Here is an 18,815-nt window from a genome sequence, read left to right on the forward strand (position 1 = left end):
CGGTGCGCACGGTCGCCGGGAGGGACCTCGCGTTCCTCGATTGTCCGGATTCCAGCTTCGATGCGAGCGTAGGGCGCGCCCGTCGTTGCCGCACCGGCGATTGCGTCGAGGCGATTGGCGAGTGCGGGCCAACTGCCCTTGTCACTCGTCGATGAAGTGCGACCCCAGACCACCGATCAGGTCCACCGCCAGGGGACGAATTCGCGCGCGGGCCGCCACCACGGTCTTACCGTGCGAGCCCAATCGCGCGCGGCTGCATGCCGCCGTATCGAAATTCGTCCTCCCATGGCACCGATCTATCTGAAAACATTCAATCGTTTCTTAATCGGCCAGGCGCCTTTCTCATGCGCCTTGCGTGATGGAAGCCATGGTTAGTCTTTGGCCGCGACCATTCGAAGCTGTCGCAGTCCGGCGCCGCGCTGGCCGTTGGCGCGTTGAGCATGCAAGGGACGCTCCATCTCGAAGGAATGCCTGGCGCGCCAATCTTGTCGTCTTGGTCGAGTTCACGCGCGATCCAGGTCGTCAACAGCACTTTGCGACGTTCGCCTCCTGACATTGTCTGGAATTCCCATAGAGCTTCCCGGGACGACGGCGGTGATCTCCTGGTCGGCGCGGATTTTGAACTGCGGGATTGAACGATCCCCACGCGCTCAAGCTCGGCCGCCCGAATCTGCGACAAGCAGCCGTCAACGACCAAACATCTGCCGGCTTCAGGCGGAAATTTGCTGATTGCGTGTCTTCACGTTCTGTCGTCGATCGGGTTAAGGCTCAGGTGCCTTGGCGACAGAGGCCGAGGTGGCAGTCAGTTTCTCGAAAGCTGCAAAGCCCTGGACACGGCCTTGGCCAAATCTTCTTGATCGAACGGCTTGCCGAGCTTGACGATCTTCGCGCCAAATCCATGTGGCACCTCGCCATAGCCTGTCGCCAGAATGACCGCGAGAGCAGCATTGTTTTTCACGGCCTGCTCGACGAGCTGAGTTCCGGTCATGTGGGGCATCGCCTGATCGGTGATCAGGAGATCCACGTCGGGATGTTCCCTCAGGAGTTCGAGGGCCGTTTCACCCGAGCTCGCCTCAAAGACCTCGTGTCCCAGGTCAACCAGCAGATCGACCGTATTCATCAGGATCAAGGCGTCGTCATCGACCGCGATTATCTTTAGCGGGCAAGCGGGATCGTGCGTTCCGGTCAGCGAAGGCGCCGCCGGCGACGCGGCCTCCTCATCGGAAGCAGGCAACCAGAGCGATGCCGTGGTCCCGCTTCCAAGAATGCTCGTCAGAGTGAAGGTCCCGTGGAGCTGTTTGGCAAGGCCGTCGATCATCGACAGGCCAAGGCCCGTGCCTTTGCCTATGCCTTTGGTCGTGAAGAACGGTTCGGTCGCGCGTTCGAGTGTCGCCAGATCCATTCCCGCGCCGCCATCGATGACCGAAACCCTGAGATAGTTGCCCGCGCCGAGATCCGGAATTTCACCGTCTTGGACGCTCTTCTGCTCGGCCGTGATGCGGATCACACCACCATTGGTCATCGCGTCACGGGCGTTCACCGAAAGGTTCAGTATAGCCATCTCAAGCTGATTGGCGTCTGCCACCACGGCCGGCAGGTCGTGGGGAAACTCGAGCTGTATCGCCCACGATGGACCAAGCGTATGCTCGAGCAGCCCTTTTATGCCTTCGACCAAAGCAGAAATATTCACCGGTTCAGGCACGAGATCCTGGCGCCGGGCAAAGGCGAGCATACGCTGTGTCAGTGCGGCCCCTCGCTGGGTTCCCTGGAGCGCGTTGTCGATCATCCGATAAAGCTGAGGATCCTCGGGTACCCGCTTCTTGAGCAGGATCAGACTGCTTGAGATGGCCATCAACAGGTTGTTGAAATCGTGGGCAACGCCGCCGGTCAGCTGCCCGACGGCCTCCATCTTCTGCGCCTGACGCAGCGCATCCTCGGCGTGCCGACGCGTTTCCAGCTCCTCTTGGACGCGCGCTTCGAGCGTGTCGTTCAAGCGACGTAGCTCGGCTTCCTGCTGCTTTGCCGTGGTCACGTCGTAGATCACGCCTATGAGCCGGTGGCCGGATCCCTCGCGCAAGATTTCCCCGCGGCGCGCAATCCATCGACAGGCGCCATCGTCGTTGCGAACGATCCCAAACACGCCTTCCAAACTTTCGGGCGTCGTGGTGCTGCGCCCGTCGGGGATCAGCTGGGGCTGACCCTGCTGCACCACGCCATTGATCGTCTGGATCGGCAAGCTCGATGTCGGATGAAGCCCGAGCAGCCGACAGAACTCCTCGGATACCATCGCCGTTGCAAAGCCATCGATGTATTCGAACGTGCCGACCCCGCCTGCGGTCTGCGCGATCCACAGTCGCTCCTCGGTACGCTTCCTTTCGGTCACGTCGACAAGGACGCCCGAGAAGCGGACAACGTTGTCCGCCTCGTCCCGGTGACTTTGCCCGCGTGCATGCATCCACAAGATCGAACCATCGGGGGCCGCTACGCGAAATTCTTTGGAGAACAGCTCCGCTCCGGCCAGAATTCCAGCCACCGCAATTTTTATGCGGGCGCGATCGTCAGCATGAATAGCCTGGAAAAACGTCCGGGACGGCACCCCGCCGAGCGCCTGATCCGGATCGATGCCGTACAGTTCGGCGAAGTGTCCATCGGCACGGAGCGTGTCGGTGGGAACGTCCCAATCCCACGTTCCGCTCGCTCCGGTAGCGGCGATGAGCGATCGGATCTCGTTCGAACTAGGCATCTGCGCCGTCGTCGCCCACGACGCGGGCTATGAATTCTGCCAAGAGCTCGCGCAGGATTTCCAACGATGGGATGTCCATCATCATCGCGATGTAGCCGCGGATGTCTCGCCTCCGGACCGCGAAGTCGATGTACAGGAACAGCACGAGCCCCTCGGCCGGGGTTTCGTCGGTGACTTCAAACAAACTCTCGCCCGATCCGCGAAGAATCTCGGGAATGGTCATGGTCAGCGAACGCTTGAGCATGTTGGCCATCGTGGCGAGGCACGAGTTGAGTATGATGTTGCCAGTCTCGGCAAGCGCCTCGTTTTCCATTTCGAGCACCTCGTCCGCCGAGAGCGCATCGCCGGTCACGGCCCTGACCAGTTCAAGGCTGTTCGTCTCGGGGAAGATTAGCAGAGCCCGGCCCGAGAATGGTCCGTTGAAGTCTTGGCGCACGGCGATGAGCTCGCTGATCTCGCGCTCGCTGATCAATCGTGCCGCCCGACGTTGGTTGACGACCTCAATCGAGGGAACCGACAGATGGACCTGGTCGCCGATCATCTTGCGCAGGTTGGAAGCCGCGCGGCTGACGCCGATGTTCATGATCTCGGTTAGAGCGTCGCGCTCGAGTCCGACGATTGCCTCGAATTCCTGGCCCATCAGTTTTGCTGTGAGCGCAAGCGAAGGGCCGCTCCGGAAAGGAAACCCTCGAGCGCATCGGCGGTGACCGGTTTTGCGACGAAAGCCGCGCCAACCTGGCGCGCACGGGCGATGATCTCGTCCTGGATATTCGCTGTGATTATCGCGATTGGCATATCGGGGCGCAAAACACGCAGTTCGCTCGCCAGTTCCAGGCCGTCCCTTGGCTCCATGTTGAAATCGATGAGGGCAATATCGGCCGTCTCACTCTTGAGTTTCTCGATCGCCTCGTCAGCGCCGCTTGCCTCGATCTTCTTCCATTCCGGCTGCAGCTCTGCCAGCGCCTTGCCGGCCACGATCCTCGCCAGTTTGCTGTCGTCGACGATGAGAACGGTAACGGGCATGGGCGACTCCAAACGGCCAAACTCTTCATGGCCAGGAGCCATCGAGTCCGGTCTTGCTAGGCAGGTTTGGGCATTTTGTCGCCCAGGAATAACGGGCCGAAAACGTGCCGCGACAGGAATTTGTCGGAGGCCTCTCCCACGATTGTCGGCCTGAACGCAAGAAGCACCTGCACGACCGCCATATGCGCCCGCAGCATGCCTGCGATGTCGACCCGCATTTGCGGATTTTCCTGGATCGCCACGAGGAGCAACTCGGCATCTTCTGCCATGCAGCGGCCTTCGAGATAGACGACGCCCTTTTCGATCCGCACGCTCATGCCGCCAGCTCCGGCAGGTCGAGGACGAGGAGCACCCCGCCGTCTGCAAGAAGAGCCGATCCCGTAACGCCGGGTACCGAGGAAAGCATGCCGGTCGGCCTGCGCACCAGCGTGTCGATGCGTTCACCAAAGCCATCAACGCGCAAGGCTACGGCTTCGCCCCCCGACCGGGTGACGACCAGCTTCGCGATCGCCTGATCCCGATCCCTGCCGCCCAGGAGGCCTGCGAGACTAAGGACGGGCACCGTGCGACCGTGAAGAACACAGGCAAAACCGCTACCGACAGGCAGCAACCTGTCATTGTCCACGCCGACTGTCTCGACGATCTGGTCGAGCGAGATACCGTACCGCTCTCCTCCAGCTTCGATCACCAGAAGGCGCTGCGTGAGCGCATTTGCGGGAAAGCGCATGGTGATGGTGGTGCCGGCACCGAGCGCGCTCTCGACGCCGATAGTCCCGCGCAAGGCTTCCACGGCGGTTTCCACGGCATTCATACCGACCCCGCGGCCAGACAATTCCGTCACGGTCTCGGCCGTCGAGAATCCTGGCGCGAAAATGAGGCGAATCGCAGCAGCGTCCGAGAGCGCCTCGGCGGCCTCCGGGCTAAGGACGCCGCGCTCGGAAGCAACCTTGCGAATGCGCTCAGGATCCATGCCCGCGCCATCGTCGCGCAGAAGCGCGAGTACCGCATCGCCTTCGCGGTGAAAGTCCAATGAAACCCGGCCCACCATGGGCTTGCCGCAAGCCTCCCTCTCGTTGCCGCATTCGATCCCGTGGTCGATGGCGTTTCGCACGAGATGGAGCAGCGGTTCGAACAGGCCATCGGCGATCTGCTTGTCGATCTCGATGTCCTGGCCGGTAATCTCAAAATGGACCGTCTTTCCCAGGCTCTCGGCGATTTCGCGCACGAGACGCGGAACGCGTCGGAGCGTGGGTTCGAGACGTACGGCCCGCACGGCATTGACCGACGTGCGAAGATCGCTCGCGGCTCTCTCCAGATCGGCTTGCACCGATCGTATCTTTCCTGCCAGGCTGCGGTCGAACGTCGCCGCGTGGTCCGCGAGCGGTGCCACGCCGTTCAGCGCGACGAGCAGTTCGCCAAGGGCATCGCCGAGCGCATCGACGCGCTCGCTGTCGACGCGCAGTATCCGATTGCCGCGAACCTCGTGCTCGGTGTTCTGACCGATTGTCTGTTCGGAGCTTTGATCGAGGACTGCAAACGCCACTTGGTCAGGCATCAGGCGAAAGGCAGCAGCGACCCTGTCGCGCGGCGCCGCGCTTATGCCCTCGAGCACCGAGAGGCAGACGAAAGGCTCGAAGTCCGCCGCGACGGGCCATTTGCCTTGCACGGGCAAAATCGCGAGCGAAAGGAGGTCCGGGACGGCAGCGACGACTGCGAGAGGATCGTCACCGCGAAAAAAGCTGTCGGCGTCAGGCGTGTAGCGAAACGCGGTGAGCGCCTGGTTCGGACCGGCAAGGGCGGCCGCTTCGCGCGCGAGCAGGTCAGCCACCCACGTCTCGTTCGCCGCCTCAGCGATTGGGCCCGCCGCGGGCGTCGACGGCGAGGCCTCGGTGAGACCACTGACCAATTGGCCGGCGAGGTCGGACGCCTGGGGGAGCAGCGCGCCTGCCTTCTCGATTTCGTCCACCCATCGATCGACTTGGTCAAGGCAGGCCACGAGCGAGGCGACGGTCGCTTCGTCGAGCTCGGCCGTCCCCTTCCGCGCGCGTTCGAGAATGTCCTCGGCGGCGTGCAAAACCTGCTCGGCTGGACCCATGTCGAAGATCGCGACAGATCCCTTGAGCGTGTGGATCGCGCGAAAGGCGCTGTCGATCGAGCCGGTCCCATGCGGATTTCGAGCAAGCGACGCGAAATCGCGCGAAGCCGCCGCGATCAGGTCGCGGCTTTCGATCAGAAACTGTTCAAGCAGCTCGTCCATCACGGCTTACGATAGACGATTGCGCCTTCGAGGCGAACAAGCTCGAACAGGTCGGTTATCCGCGTCATCGACTCGCTGTGACCCAGGCATATGAATCCGCCGGGATTGAGACTGTGATACAGATTGCTCACGGCAAGGCGGCGGGCCTCGTCGTCAAAGTAGATCAGCAGATTACGGCAAAGGATGACATCGAAGCGGCCGAGCGCGGCGAGGCTGGCACGATCGACGATATTGGCCGGTGCAAATCGAACGGATTCGCGCAAGTCATCGATGATCTTGCGGCGATGACCGCGCTCCCCCTCGAAGTAGGCGTCGACCACCTTGGCTGGCAGCCGGGCAAGCGAGCGCGTTCCGAAACGACCTTCTCGCGCATGCCGCAATGCTGCCGTGTCGACATCGGACCCGACGATCTCGACATTATAGGCGTCGACCATCGACCAGTTCTCCAGCAGCCAGATCGCGATCGAATAACCTTCCTCGCCGGTCGAGCACGGCATCGACCAGATCCGCACGGCATCGCCCGGACGTTTCGATCGAACGATTTCGGGCAGGATTTGCGCACTCAGCGCCTGAAGCTGGTGCTCCTCACGGTAGAAATAGGTCTCGTTGATCGTGAAGGCATTGATCAGCGCTTCGCGCTCGTCGAGATGCGAACCGGCGAATCCCAGATAGGTGGCAACGTCCGCCATGCGGCTGCGCGCCATTCGCTCGCCTATTCGCCGCTCGATGTAGTAGCGCTTGTTCTCGCCGAAAATCATTCCGGTCCAGCGGTAGATCAGGCGCCCGACCTGGGCGATTTCCTTGTCGGTTAGCGCGGGATGCGTTGCTCGAGGTTCGTCCTTTCCGCTCACCGGCCGACGAGCGCCATTAGCGCGCCGGCTATCTGGTCGAGAGGATGTACGGCGCAAGCACCGTCAAGCGCCACGAGCGATCCCGGCATGCCCCAAACCACCGCGGTTTCGGCTGCTTCAGCGATCGTGTAGCCTCCCAGTCCCCTCAATTGGTTCATTGCCGCTGCGCCATCCGACCCCATGCCCGTCAGCAGCACGCCGATCAAACCTTGCGCAGAAACATGTCGGATTGCGCTCTCCATCAGGCGGTCAACGCTCGGGTGCCAGAAATGTGCGGGACTGGACGGCGCTGGAATTACGACCAGGGAGTCACTGCGTCGCGACAGAATGAGATCCGCGTCACCTTTGCCGATATAGGCATGTCCCGGCTCGAGTGGCGTGGTGCGGGTAACCTCGCGCACGCCGAGCGCGCAGAGCTTGTCGAGGCGGCGCGCAAGCGGGCCGGTGAAGCTGGCTGGCATATGCTGCGCCACGACGATCGGCCACGGAAAGTCGCCAGGCAGATCGCCCAGCAGCCTGTCGAGCGCAGGCGGTCCTCCGGTCGAGGATCCAACCACGACGATGCCCGTATCGGCCCGCTTGATTGGTGTCGCTGTCGGCGGTCGGCTCGTCGTGCTTTTCGGCTTCTTGATGGTGCTTGCCGAGCGGGCCCTGACGCGGTCGCGCAGGCGCAGGGTTTGCGGGATGCGGGCGGCCGCAGCGGCCCGAACCTTCTCGATCAGCTCAGGCGCCAGCGCATCGATCTCGAGCGAGACCGCACCCTTGGGCTTGGCGACAAAATCGATCGCGCCCAGCGCCATGGCCTCGAGCGTCTCGTCGGCGCCCGCTGCCGTCATCGAGGATAGCATCACGACCGGGCAGGGCCGGGTGACCATGATCCGATCAAGGCAGGCGAGCCCGTCCATGCCCGGCATGTTGATATCGAGCGTGACAACGTCGGGGGCAACTTGCGTCAGCATCTCGATTGCCTCGGCGCCGCTGCGAGCAACGCTGATCGCAAAGTCGCCCTCTGCCATGAATATCTGCGTCAGAAGACGCCGCATCAGGGGCGAATCGTCGACCACCAAGAGCCTGATCACGGGACGCCCTTTGCACCCTTCCTGCCGAGCGCCTGCAAAAAGTCCTGCTCGGCACGATCGAGCAATTCGCGCGGATCGACGATCAGGATGAGGCGCTGTTCATCTGCCAGGTTGGCGACCTGCTCGAACACACGCGTTTCTTCGTTGCCGAACTCGGGCGCCGGGCGAAGTGCGCTTGCCGGAACGCGAACGACTTCTGAAACCGCATCTACTATGAACCCGGCCTGCAGTTCGCCTACGCGCGCGATGATCACACGGCGCCGGCCTGCCTTCGCAGTCGCCGCGCCAAAGCGCTGTGCCTGGTCGATGACCGGGATGACTTGGCCGCGCAGGTTCATCACCCCCAGGACGAAAGCTGGCGACTTGGGTACCGGAGTGAGCTTGGCCGGCAATAGCGCCACTTCCTCAACAGCGCTGATCGGCAGGCCGAACTCCTCTTCCCCGATCCGGAAAATCAGGAACTGCTCACTGTCGGCTTCGACCTCGTTTTGCGCCATAATGCCTTGCTCTGCAGAGCCGCCGTTGAGCAGCCGGGCCGTGATGTCGTCGCGCAACAGGGCGTCGGCCGCGAGCACGGAAACGAGCCGCTCGCCATCCTTCATGCGGCATATCGCCTGAATTCGAGCTTCTGCCTGTCCACGCGACAGGACCTGGGGGACAGCATCGATCATCGTCTCGGGCACGCGAAGGATCGAGCGCATTTCGTCGACGAGGAGGCCGACACGGTGGACCCCGATCCGCACCACGAGCAGGCGGGCGCGTGTCTCCTGGCTCTGCGCGGGGAGGGCGAGCAGGGCGCGCAGGGAGAGAATGGGCAACAGCTCTCCGCGCACCGCGGCGCTGCCGATCACGACTTCGTCCGCATCGGGCATGACCGCAATTTCGGCAGGCATCCGCAGGACTTCTTCGACCGCTGCCAGCGGCATTGCAAAGTCCTGGTCGCCGATCGCGAAAGCCACGAGCGCGATCGTCTCTATCTCGTCGGGCGTCTCGTCACGCGAGGCGCGGCCGCCACCGCCTCCTCGCGCCGATCGCTCGGTTCTGGCTGGCATGGCTTGGCCGAGCAGCTTCTCGATGTCGATCTCGATCGCATCTGAGCTCTGATCTGCCGCCACGATCTGGCGGGTATCGTCCACTGCCAGGCCGAGTCGTTCCCCGGCATCGACTACGATGATCCTGGTGGGAATGCCCTGGGGGCGGTGAAGAAGGCGCGCCACGGACAAAACTGTGATTACCGAACCGCGCAAATTCGCGAGGCCGAGAATGCTTTCAGGCGCTTGCGGGACGCGCGTGATCTTCGGCATCGTGGCAACTTCGCGCACCAAATCGGTCTTCAGCGCGAAAGTCTGGCCGTCGATGCGGAAGCTCAGCATCGCGTCGCTGAAGGCAGATGAATTTTCCAAGTGTTTCAGTTGCCTGGCTTCACGAGCGTGGCGGCGATCGATGCGATCTCTTCGATGGCCGCGGCCAGCTCTTCGGATGCCTGTGCCTGCTGCCGCGCCGCGGTGGCCGCTTCGCGCGACGCGCCCGAAGCGAGCTCGGCCGCGTCGGCGATCTGGCTAGTCCCGCTGCGGATCTCGCGGACCGAACGCAAGATATCCTCGGCGCCCGAGGCGATCTCTTCGTTCATCGCCTGTGCGATCCCCAGATCCGCGGCAACGACGCCGAACCGGTCGATGAGCGCGCGGTTGCGCGCGATCTCGGACTCCGAAGCACCGACGATCTGATCGAGGTCCCGACGGACGGCGACGATCTGGTCTTGGACGACGCGGATGGAATCTTTCGCGCGTTCCGCGTTCGCGGCCGCATCACGCGACAATTTGCGGATGTCGCTCGAGACCGTGGCGAAACCGCGTCCCGCCTCGCCGGACCGGGTTGCCTCCACGGCGCCGCTCACCGCGAGCATGTTCGTCTGAACGGACACCAGCGCCAGACTGTCAGTGATTTTCTCGATCCGGCGGCTCTTCGTGTTGAGCGCGGCAAGCAGATCCAGAACAGCGTTCACCGAGCCAAGCGAGCTTTCGATCCCCTCGGCAAGGCGCTCGATCGTCCTTAGACCTTCGCTGACCGAGCCGACGATTTCGCCGATCTGATCGGCTGCGGACGCGGCGCGGCCCTGCGCGAGTTCGGCCGACTTTTCGATCTGCGACATTGCGCTGTTGGCCTGCAATGTCGCCGACGCCTGGATCTGCGTGCCGCGACCGATCTGCTCGAGCGCCACGAGAATTTGCCCCGACGCACCCGACAATTCCTGTACGGTTGCGGAGAGCTCTTCGGCTGCCGCGGCTACCTCTTCTACCGCCTTTGAACTGCCTTCGCTCTCTTGCAACTGCTGGGTCAGCGTCCCGAGCGATTCGGCCGTCTGCTGGCTCTGATCGAGCGACGCGCTTTGCTGTTCGATCGCCTGCTGCGCTTCGGCCGCGGCTGCCGACTGCTCTTCGGCTGCGCTGGCGACCTGTTCTGCGCCGCGTTCCGCCTCGCGCATCGCACTTTCGGCTTCGAGCGCGGTGGCCAGAATTTCCTGAAGTCCCTTGCCCAGGTGCACCAGATCGGCGCGCGATGCTTTGAGCTGCTCGACCACGTCTCTGCCAGCTTTCGCTTCGGAGCCCGCGATCTCGGAAGCTGAGGCAACCTGGTCCGCGATGGTTCTGACGTCGCTCGCGATGCCCGACGCGAGATCCTGGATGTCACGGGCATCGCCCTCCGACGATTCGGCAAGCGCCCGGATTTCGTCGGCCACGACGGCGAAGCCGGCGCCGCTGTGACCCGCGCGCGCTGCCTCGATCGTAGCGTTGAGTGCCAGCAAGCTCGTCTGATCGGAAATATGGGCAACGCTCGTGCCGATCTCACCGATATACTCGGCGGTGGAAACGAGAACTGCGGTTAGCTCGACGGTCGAAAGCTGACGCTGAGCCGTCAGTTCGATCGCAGCGATCGAGCTGTCGATCTGACTGCCGATTTCGGCGAACGATGCCTGAACCACCTCTGCCTGTCGTCGCGCGGTTTCCGCGCGTTCTCGTGCTTCACGAAAACTGGTGCTCAACGAACCGATAAGGCCCAGGGATTCCTGGGCGGCGCCCGCGGCTTCCTCGGCCCCGCTCGAAATCGTATCGACAGCGCGTTGAAGTTCGGCCGAGGCAGCAGCCGCTTCGGCAAGGCCGCTGGAAAGTTCCTGGGTCGCCTGGTCGATCTTCTCGATCGCAGTTGTCGAGGGGACCGCCACGCGTCGTCTTGGAGCAGCCTGAACCTTTAGCGATTCGGCGCCCTGAGCGGTCGCACCCGACGCTGGTTTGTTTCGGGAAACGAGGGTCGTTTTCTTGACAAGCGCCATGATGATTTCTCGTTCCGAAACAGCAACGTCGCGGCTGTAGGCCAAGCCCTGCATGGAGGCCAGCGCCATTGCTGTCTCAAGGCATGGGCCAGAGGACAGGCGTGGCACCAAGGCGGGTTGCCGATCGCGATAGATACGCGATCCGTGGCGATCCTTGCGGCACTCCTCCGATCGCAGAGGTTTGCCGCCTCTCACGTCGAAATTCGGTTGCTGTCCATCCGCACCCTCTTGTTTTGGAACGCTCCCGGGCCAGGCGCATTTCGCGATTGCCGATGTGATATCGCGCGGGAGACAGACCAATTCAGTCACGCTTGCATCCTCGCTGGGCTAAGGGGCGCAGCGCCGGCGTGATCGCAATCGTCAGTGTGGCCTTGCTTGCGCTTGCGCCGGCTGGCTGTGCGCCCCGGGGTAGCGGAGCGCCGCCTCGGTCCGATGAGCCAGTGCCCTCACCGAAAGTTTCCTCGCTTCTAGCGGTGCCGATCGAGGTCGATACGAATTCCCTGGCTCGCCTGGTCGAAAGCGCCCTGCCGCGTCAGCTTTGGGCGATAGAGCAGCATTCGGACCGCTGCATCGCCCCGCAAGGCGTAAAAGTCTTCGGCCGCAAGCTGAAGGTGACGCCCCCCATCAGTTGTACGATCCGTGGCGCGGTCACGCGCGGCGCGATCAGGCTGCGTGGCGCTGGCCAGGACATCGTTGCAGATATTCCAGTCGCCGCGAGGATTGGTGCCTATGATGTCGGCGGCATTCTCAAGGGCAAGACCGCAACGGGCTCGGCCGTCGTCCACGCGAGGATCAGGCTGGCATTCAAGCCTGATTGGTCACCGGCCGCAACGGTGAGCCTCGACCACGACTGGGTGAACGCCCCAGGGATAGATTTCCTGGGAAAGAGGATTTCGTTCACCGAGAAGGCTGACGAGCGCCTCGCCCCCGTCATCCGCCGGCTCGAGCAGACGCTTCCGCAGGAGTTGAGGCGCATGAACGTCCGGGCGCAGGTCGATGCGCTCTGGCGGCAGGGCTTCACCGTTATCGAGCTCAATCGACAGCGGCCGCCGGTTTGGATGCGCCTGACACCACAGCGGCTCCACTACGGTGGCTATGAGTTCCAGGGGCAGAAATTGCGCCTCAACCTGGGTTTGGACGCGCTCACCGAAACCTTCGTCGGCACCCGGCCCGCCGATCCGGCGATCTCCCCGCTCCCGGCCGTATCGCCGCTCGAAGGCGATGGCCGTCTTCGCTTCCACGTCCCGGTGGTTGCCGACTATCGCGAACTGGAACCGGTCATCTTGCGCGCATTGCAAAAGCGCGCGCGCGAGCCCTTCGTCCTGCCTGGAATCGGCGAGGTCGATGCGACGTTCGAGAAAGTCGAAGTCTATGGCACCCGCGCAAACCGGATCGTCGTGGGGGTGATGATCGTGGCTTCCCAAAGGTCGGGGAATGTCAGCAAAACCCAGGGCCGCATTTGGCTGAGCGCCCGGCCGAGCAACGACGCGAACTCGGCGCTCGTGCGCTTTGAGGATCTCGCCATCACCGGCGATACGAACGGTGTCGGAGGAGACATGCTGCTGGCGCTCGGCCAGAACAGCGCCGTATCGAACGCGATAGCGGGCTCTCTCACGCAGAACTTCAGCCGGGACCTGAATGATCTGCTCGGAAAGGTTCGGCATGCAATCGAGAACAAGGAGGCGGGGCGGTTCGTCATACGCGCACGTATCGATCGCTTCTCGACGGGACGCATCGCTGCCTACGGTCAGGGGCTGTACTTGCCAGTCGACATCGAAGGCACTGCGCTCGTCAACTTCAGGCCCGCGCCTCGATAGGCTGCCAGGCACCGAGGCGATCCGCGTCGGGGACCTTCCGCGCATCGTCAAGGCAGGGGACCGGCACGCGAAGCGGCTGGGCGCTACGCAGACTGTCCGAGGGCGCAGCGCGTCCGGCGACGTGCAGGCACGGGTGATCGCAGCCCGCTTGGGTGCTTTCCAAACCCAGCCTAACGATGTGCATTCACGGGAACGGAAGCGACTTGTGGCTCTTTGGAAATTCGTGGCCATTGTTGGCGCAATTTCATCGGCGGCGGCCGCAGGTGCCCAGGAGATGGACTGGGGACCGATAATGCAGACCGAGGCGATGAACAGCGCGGTCGATGAAGCTGCGCGCGAAGGCTCCGGCTCGTCACGAGCCCGACGTGAGCAATCGAGCACGCGTGGGACCAATCCAAGAACGCGAGCCAATTGTGCCAAGGTCAGGGTATGGATAGCCGAGGGGCTCCCCGATCCCAGGCTTCCGCGCCTCGCCGCGACCTGCAGGCAGCTGGGATACTGACTGCTTCTTGCGAACGGGCACTTGGGCAAGCGAGGGACAATTGGCATCGTCAGGTGGCCTGTTCCCGCCAGTGGGGCCGATCTTGAAGGTCTGTTGCGCGCTTCCTGCCAGCCGCCGCCTACAATCGGGCCGCAGTCGATCGCTTGGTTGGTGAGGCCCCATGCCTGTTGCCCGGAGAACTCTTTATCAGTCTGATCGTTGGTGATGCACCAGCAGGAGCCCCGATGTTGCCTTCCTTCAGACGCAAGCCGATCCCAGGCGGACAAACCGTGCGGCAGTTCCTGCCGTGACGGACGAAAAGGTGGCCCGGCCGCGGCGGTGGCGGCACCGTGCCTTTGCACTGGCGCTTGCCGGCGCGCTCCATGGCTGCACACAAGAGGCTCCGGCGGACAAGGAGCAGGCGATCAGTCAAGAGGATCGTGCCTACGGTGCTGAGCAGCACCGTCAGCTTCTCGCAGAATTAGGTGGCGCCTATGAAGGCGGCCAGGGTGCTTACCTGCGCGCAGTGGGAGAGCGGATCGCCTCCGGCGCCGGGCTTGGCGAACAATGCACCTTCACCCTGGTCAACAGCGACGTGGTGAACGCTTTCGCCGTGCCCGGATGTTTTATCTATGTCACCAGAGGCTTGCTGGCGGTCGTTGGCAACGAGGCGGAACTTGCATCGGTGCTGGGACACGAAGTGGGTCATATCGCTGCCCGGCATGCACAAAGGCAGGAACGAGGTTCGCTCTGGCGGACCCTGGGCGTAATCGCCGTAAGTCTCACAGGCTCTGAACGTTTGACCGAGTTTGCCGGCCGCGCTGCCCAGTACTTTGGCTTGCGTTACTCCCGTACGCAAGAATACGAAGCCGATGACCTGGCCGTCGCTTACCTGCGCAAGGCGGGATATGACCTATATGCGGCCGCTGAGATGCTTGAGGCTCTGCATCGGCAGGAAGCCTTCATGAATGCGACCCGCAACCAGGATGCCGCGCGAAGCCTCCCTGAGTGGACTTCGAGCCACCCCTTGACCCAGAAGCGAATAGCCAGAGCCCATGACAAGGCGCGCGCGAGCGGCCTGAAGGATGATGCCTTGCCGGAGAAGGCCGAAGCATACCTCGAGCAGGTCGACGGCCTGCTCTTCGGCGACGATCCGCAGCAAGGGTTCGTCCTGGGGCGCCGGTTTGCGCATCCGGCGATGCGCATCTCGTTCGAAGCGCCGACTGGCTTCTCGCTGGCGAACAGTCCCCAGGCGGTTCGGCTCATCGGTCCCGAAGGGGTGTCCGGGGAATTTGGCGGAGGACGGCTGCCATCGGGCGGCTTGCGCAACTATGCCCAGGCGGTGGCAGATGCGGTGATGGGAGATGCGCCAGCGGTCGTGAGGAAGGAAACCACAACCCAAATCAACGGCATGCCTGCTCTCGTCCTGGAGATGGCAGTGCGCGTGCAGGACGGCACCCTCCCGCTGCTCATAGCTGCTTACGACGGGGGTGGCGGTGAGGCTTATCATTTCATCATGATGTCGCCACCTTCCAACCCTCAGGCTGCCGCTCTCGAGGCGCTGATAAAATCGTTTCGTCGTCTCTCACCTGCCCAGGCCGCCGCGCTCCGGCCGCGCTACCTGCAAACCCTCGTTGCGAGGCGGGAAGACACTTTAGACGATTTCGTTCGCCGCACTGCCGATCCCTCACCGCGCGCGCTGTTCGTGCTTCTCAACCCCGATTACGAGGGCGGTGCTCCAAAGTCCGGCGATCGGGTCAAGATCGTCACCTATCACCCCAAATCCCTCGTGAGGGAGAGGGGGGCTTCCAGCCACTCGGCGAGCTTTTGACCATGGTGCGAGCAATGGCCAGCACAGGGCATCCAAGCCGATTTTCTTGAGTGCTGCCTGCTGATCGCCGGAAGAATTTCACGACGGATTTTTCTGCTTCCAGGATGGGCGTTTACCCGACTTGGTCCTCGTTGCGCTGATTGCCGCTGTTCACGATGTGCTTGCGCCGAATGTGCTGCCGTTCTTTCTGATTGAAAGCCCGTGCCGTGCTGGCTCGACTACGAGCGATTGCGCGCCAGAAGCGACCTCAGCACATTGCCGATATGATCAGAGGAGAACGGCTTGGTGATGATCGGCACGTCCTCGTATCGGTGCGCAAGATCATCGGTTTCGTTCGCGCTGGCAAAAGCCCAGGGAATACCGCGGCGCAGCAACTCTTCCGCGATGGGCAGGCTCGGCTGACCCTCGATCTTCACATCGAGGATCGCCGCGTCGACGTCGTGCTCGACAAGAAGCGCAAAGGCCTCGGGTATGCGCGTTGCAGGCCCGATGACGCGGCAGTTCATCGCTTCGAGCATGTCCAGGAGCAGTCGGCCGATCGACGCCTGCTCCTCGAGGACGAGAATACGCTGACCGTTCAAAATGCTCATGGTTTGATCAATCGCCAAAGGGTACCTGGTCGAAACGCGCGATCGAGCAAAAAAGTTACGGCTTTCGTCCTTGCGCGGCGACAAACTGTTCCCACGGGACGACTGGCATCGCGCATGCGCCCGAGCTCGCGCGCCTGCGCTGAAATCGGGCGCCCGCATCCTTATATCCAGGCGATGCTCAACCGACATCCTCATGTTACCCGTCGTGCGCTGATCGGTGCGGGATCGGCCGCCACAGTGGCCGGCTTCGTGCAATCGACCTGGCGTCCACTCGGGCCGGGCTTCGTCGATCGCGGCCACCCCAGGCCTGCCGACGCGAGGCCCAAAGCCCCGTTGACGAGGCTAGATCCCGATCTTTTGGAGCGCGCGCTGGTGGCGCTCCACCACCATGGAGCCGCAATACGGCACCGCGACCGTGTCGCTATCGTGGACTTTGCCGCGCCATCGTCCGATGCGCGCCTGCACATATTCGACGTCGCAGACGGAAAGAGGGCGCGCTTTCGGGTTTCCCACGGTTCTGGCTCGGATCCCGATCATACCGGCTTCCTTCACACGTTTTCCAACACCTTCGATTCAAACGCGTCGAGCGAAGGCGCTTTTGTCACGGCCGACTATTACGAGGGCAGGCATGGCCGATCGCAGCGCCTGCTCGGGCTTGACCGGACCAACTGCAACGCGCTCTCACGATCCATCGTCATCCACGGCGCCTGGTATGCCAATGACGATGTCGTCGCCACCCACGGAAAGCTGGGCCGGAGCCAAGGGTGTTTCGCCGTCGGCGAAAAGTCCTTGTCGGAGGTCTTCGATCGCCTGGGCGAGGGGCGGATGATCTACGCATCCAGGGGCTGAGGGAACAGGCGACCTGACAGGCGAGTTATATCTCGCCAACGAGGAGCATCTGCTTGAAAATCCGCCAACTTTCGATTGTCGTCTTGCTGCCTCTCGCTGCGTGCAACCAGCCTTCGCCCCAGAATCAAGAAACCGCGCAACGCGATGCTCCGGCAATCGTGGAAGACTCCACGCGCTTCGAGGATGTAGAGGCTGCAGGCGGAGCATTCACGCCGCCGCCCAACCTTGCGATTGAGGTGGCGCTCGATCGGCTGGGCTTCTCTTCGGGCGTTATCGATGGAAAGCCCACGCGCCTCGACGACTTGGCGTTGCGCGGGTTTCAGGCCGCGAACGACCTCGCCGTGTCCGGCAAGCTCGATGAGGCCACCCGGGCGGCGCTGAGCCGAGCGCCAGTCGAGCCCCTGCGGACGGTTCGAATCCCGCAAGGTTTTGCCCAGGGACCATTCGTGCCCGATCTGCCGGCGGAATCGGGCAAGCAGGCTGGTTTTGATCATCTGGGTTACCGCAATCTCATGGAAGCGCTGGCCGAGCGCTTTCACACGACGCCCGAAACCATCGTCAGCCTCAACGGACCGGACGCGAGGATCGGTGCCGGGACGGTCATCCGTGTCCCCAACGTTGCCGATGTCGATACCGCAAATCTGAAGGCGGACGAGCGTGGTTGGAGCGCTACGCTCGCGGCCCTGGGGGTTGCGCCCGTGCAGCCGCAGGCAGACAAACTCGTCGTGTCGAAATCGAAAGGGTCGTTGCGCGCCTTCGATAGTGCGGACAAACTGCTCGCGCAGTTCCCGGTGACCACAGGTAGCGAGCACGATCCTCTACCCATTGGGAACTGGAAGATCCTTGGCGTAAGCCGCAATCCCGATTTCCACTACAATCCCAAGCTGTTCTGGGATGTGAGCGACAAGCAGCCCGATCGCTTGCTCAAGCCTGGGCCCAATGGTCCCGTGGGCGTCGTCTGGCTCGATCTCTCGAAAGACCATTACGGTATTCACGGTACTGGCGAGCCCGCTTCGATCGGTCACAGCGAGAGCCATGGGTGCGTCCGCCTTACGAACTGGGATGCGGCGCGCCTCGCGCAGATGGTAAAGCCCGGCGTGTCAGTCGTCTTCGAAGAATAAGCCGGCTGGATAACCGTCGTCGTCAGGGGCGGCGTTGGACGTCGGTGGGTGCGACCTGATCGATCACTCGATCGCTCGGGTTCAAGCGGCGGCGAGCCCGTGGCTCGGCCCCGGCGACGTCGACTCTCGAAAACCCCGGCCTGTCGACGCTGACCGGCCTTCAGACCTTGAGCGGAGCATTCGCGTCGACTTTACCCGACAGGCCGGGCACTTCGTCCAATTGCCGCAGTGCGGTGAATGCGCCGCGTTCACCTCGGTAGCGAACGATCTCAAAGCCATGACCGCTGAGGCACGGCACGGTGTCGAGCTCTTCGGCAGTCGCTTCGTTGATATCGATCATGGCGGGTTCGTTCACCGATCGGCACCTCTGGGCAGTGTTGCGGCCTCAGGCTTTTTCGCGAGGAGCAGCCCCCGCGCGTCCGTCAATCGGGGTTCTTGTCGGACAGGGCGCCGCCATCTTCCTCTTCTTCGAACAGGAGCGCCGAGGCGCTCGTCGCCGACAAGCGAACCTGGTTGCCCTCGATCGAAGCGATCAGGCCCTGCGCAAGGTAGTGGTGATGATCTGCGTGGGAGCCGCTGTCGGCCTTCGTCATCTTGATCCGATCGCCCTCGATCTTATCGACCGTGCCCAAATGGGCTCCGTCGGCCCCGATGATTTCCATGTGCTCGTGGATTTGCGTGAGATCGACCATTTGATGTCTCCTACTTACCTGGTCTCAACGCACAGCTTTGGGTTTCGGGTTCAGAGCGAAGGATTTTCGCGGTCTGCAAGGGGGTTTTTGAAGACCAAAGCGCTGGGCGTCATCGGCTCGATGATGGACGGCGGCTGGCTTCGCGCAGCG

General features: G+C 62.8%; 16 protein-coding genes. 4 read left to right on the plus strand and 12 right to left on the minus strand.

What is annotated here, in order from left to right; genetic code table 11:
• Window positions 1-802: 802 nt before the first annotated feature.
• Genes WG901_RS21975 through WG901_RS22015 form a run of 9 tightly spaced genes read right to left on the minus strand, consistent with a single transcriptional unit; the run spans window position 803 to window position 11,353 of the window.
• Window positions 803-2,743, minus strand: coding sequence for a PAS domain-containing protein (locus tag WG901_RS21975; protein ID WP_339589277.1), 1,941 nt, complete (start codon window positions 2,741-2,743; stop codon window positions 803-805).
• Window positions 2,736-3,383 (minus strand): chemotaxis protein CheX, encoded by a 648-nt coding sequence (locus tag WG901_RS21980; RefSeq protein WP_339589278.1) that lies wholly within the window; start codon window positions 3,381-3,383, stop codon window positions 2,736-2,738. Before WG901_RS21980 ends, WG901_RS21975 begins: the two co-directional genes overlap by 8 nt.
• A complete protein-coding gene (locus WG901_RS21985; RefSeq protein ID WP_339589279.1) occupies window positions 3,383-3,766 on the minus strand; it encodes a response regulator in 384 nt (127 codons plus the stop codon). Before WG901_RS21985 ends, WG901_RS21980 begins: the two co-directional genes overlap by 1 nt.
• Window positions 3,767-3,822: 56 nt before the next feature.
• A complete protein-coding gene (locus tag WG901_RS21990; RefSeq protein WP_339589280.1) occupies window positions 3,823-4,083 on the minus strand; it encodes a hypothetical protein in 261 nt (86 codons plus the stop codon).
• On the minus strand, window positions 4,080-6,023 hold the full coding sequence (locus WG901_RS21995; RefSeq protein WP_339589281.1) for a chemotaxis protein CheA: 1,944 nt from the start codon (window positions 6,021-6,023) through the stop codon (window positions 4,080-4,082). Before WG901_RS21995 ends, WG901_RS21990 begins: the two co-directional genes overlap by 4 nt.
• Window positions 6,023-6,931 carry a CheR family methyltransferase gene (locus WG901_RS22000; RefSeq protein ID WP_339589282.1) on the minus strand — a complete coding sequence of 303 codons (909 nt, stop codon included), beginning with the start codon at window positions 6,929-6,931 and terminating at the stop codon, window positions 6,023-6,025. The genes WG901_RS21995 and WG901_RS22000 overlap by 1 nt, the downstream gene beginning before the upstream one ends.
• Window positions 6,871-7,953: a chemotaxis-specific protein-glutamate methyltransferase CheB gene (gene cheB, locus WG901_RS22005; RefSeq protein ID WP_339589283.1), complete on the minus strand. Its 1,083-nt coding sequence runs from the start codon at window positions 7,951-7,953 to the stop codon at window positions 6,871-6,873. The genes WG901_RS22000 and cheB overlap by 61 nt, the downstream gene beginning before the upstream one ends.
• Window positions 7,950-9,356, minus strand: coding sequence for a chemotaxis protein CheW (locus WG901_RS22010; protein WP_339589284.1), 1,407 nt, complete (start codon window positions 9,354-9,356; stop codon window positions 7,950-7,952). Before WG901_RS22010 ends, cheB begins: the two co-directional genes overlap by 4 nt.
• Window positions 9,357-9,361: 5 nt before the next feature.
• Complete coding sequence (locus tag WG901_RS22015) at window positions 9,362-11,353, minus strand: methyl-accepting chemotaxis protein (protein ID WP_339589285.1); 1,992 nt, start codon at window positions 11,351-11,353, stop codon at window positions 9,362-9,364.
• Between the two features lie 296 nt (window positions 11,354-11,649).
• Between WG901_RS22015 and WG901_RS22020 the strand changes: the two genes are divergently transcribed.
• Both WG901_RS22020 and WG901_RS22025 read left to right on the plus strand, forming a co-directional pair.
• The gene (locus tag WG901_RS22020; RefSeq protein WP_417603918.1) at window positions 11,650-13,101 is read left to right on the plus strand and encodes a DUF4403 family protein; all 1,452 of its coding nucleotides are present in this window, start codon (window positions 11,650-11,652) and stop codon (window positions 13,099-13,101) included.
• A 788-nt stretch (window positions 13,102-13,889) separates the two neighbouring features.
• Window positions 13,890-15,413, plus strand: coding sequence for a M48 family metalloprotease (locus tag WG901_RS22025; protein WP_339589287.1), 1,524 nt, complete (start codon window positions 13,890-13,892; stop codon window positions 15,411-15,413).
• 218 nt (window positions 15,414-15,631) lie between these two features.
• Here WG901_RS22025 and WG901_RS22030 read toward each other — a convergent pair whose 3' ends face one another.
• On the minus strand, window positions 15,632-16,087 hold the full coding sequence (locus WG901_RS22030; RefSeq protein ID WP_339589288.1) for a response regulator: 456 nt from the start codon (window positions 16,085-16,087) through the stop codon (window positions 15,632-15,634).
• A 90-nt stretch (window positions 16,088-16,177) separates the two neighbouring features.
• Between WG901_RS22030 and WG901_RS22035 the strand changes: the two genes are divergently transcribed.
• Together WG901_RS22035 and WG901_RS22040 are read left to right on the plus strand one after the other, a co-directional pair.
• On the plus strand, window positions 16,178-16,852 hold the full coding sequence (locus WG901_RS22035; protein WP_417603920.1) for a murein L,D-transpeptidase catalytic domain family protein: 675 nt from the start codon (window positions 16,178-16,180) through the stop codon (window positions 16,850-16,852).
• 59 nt (window positions 16,853-16,911) lie between these two features.
• Window positions 16,912-17,973, plus strand: a complete 1,062-nt coding sequence (locus tag WG901_RS22040; protein WP_417603922.1) for a L,D-transpeptidase family protein — start codon at window positions 16,912-16,914, stop codon at window positions 17,971-17,973.
• Window positions 17,974-18,133: 160 nt separating this feature from the next.
• Here the strand turns inward: WG901_RS22040 and WG901_RS22045 are convergent, their stop codons facing one another.
• Complete coding sequence (locus WG901_RS22045; protein ID WP_339589344.1) at window positions 18,134-18,313, minus strand: ComEA family DNA-binding protein; 180 nt, start codon at window positions 18,311-18,313, stop codon at window positions 18,134-18,136.
• An 82-nt stretch (window positions 18,314-18,395) separates the two neighbouring features.
• Window positions 18,396-18,665: a DUF2171 domain-containing protein gene (locus WG901_RS22050; protein ID WP_339589291.1), complete on the minus strand. Its 270-nt coding sequence runs from the start codon at window positions 18,663-18,665 to the stop codon at window positions 18,396-18,398.
• Between the last annotated feature and the right edge of the window lie 150 nt (window positions 18,666-18,815).

This window comes from Novosphingobium anseongense, from assembly GCF_037482895.1.
Classification (GTDB): Bacteria; Pseudomonadota; Alphaproteobacteria; order Sphingomonadales; family Sphingomonadaceae; genus Novosphingobium; species Novosphingobium anseongense.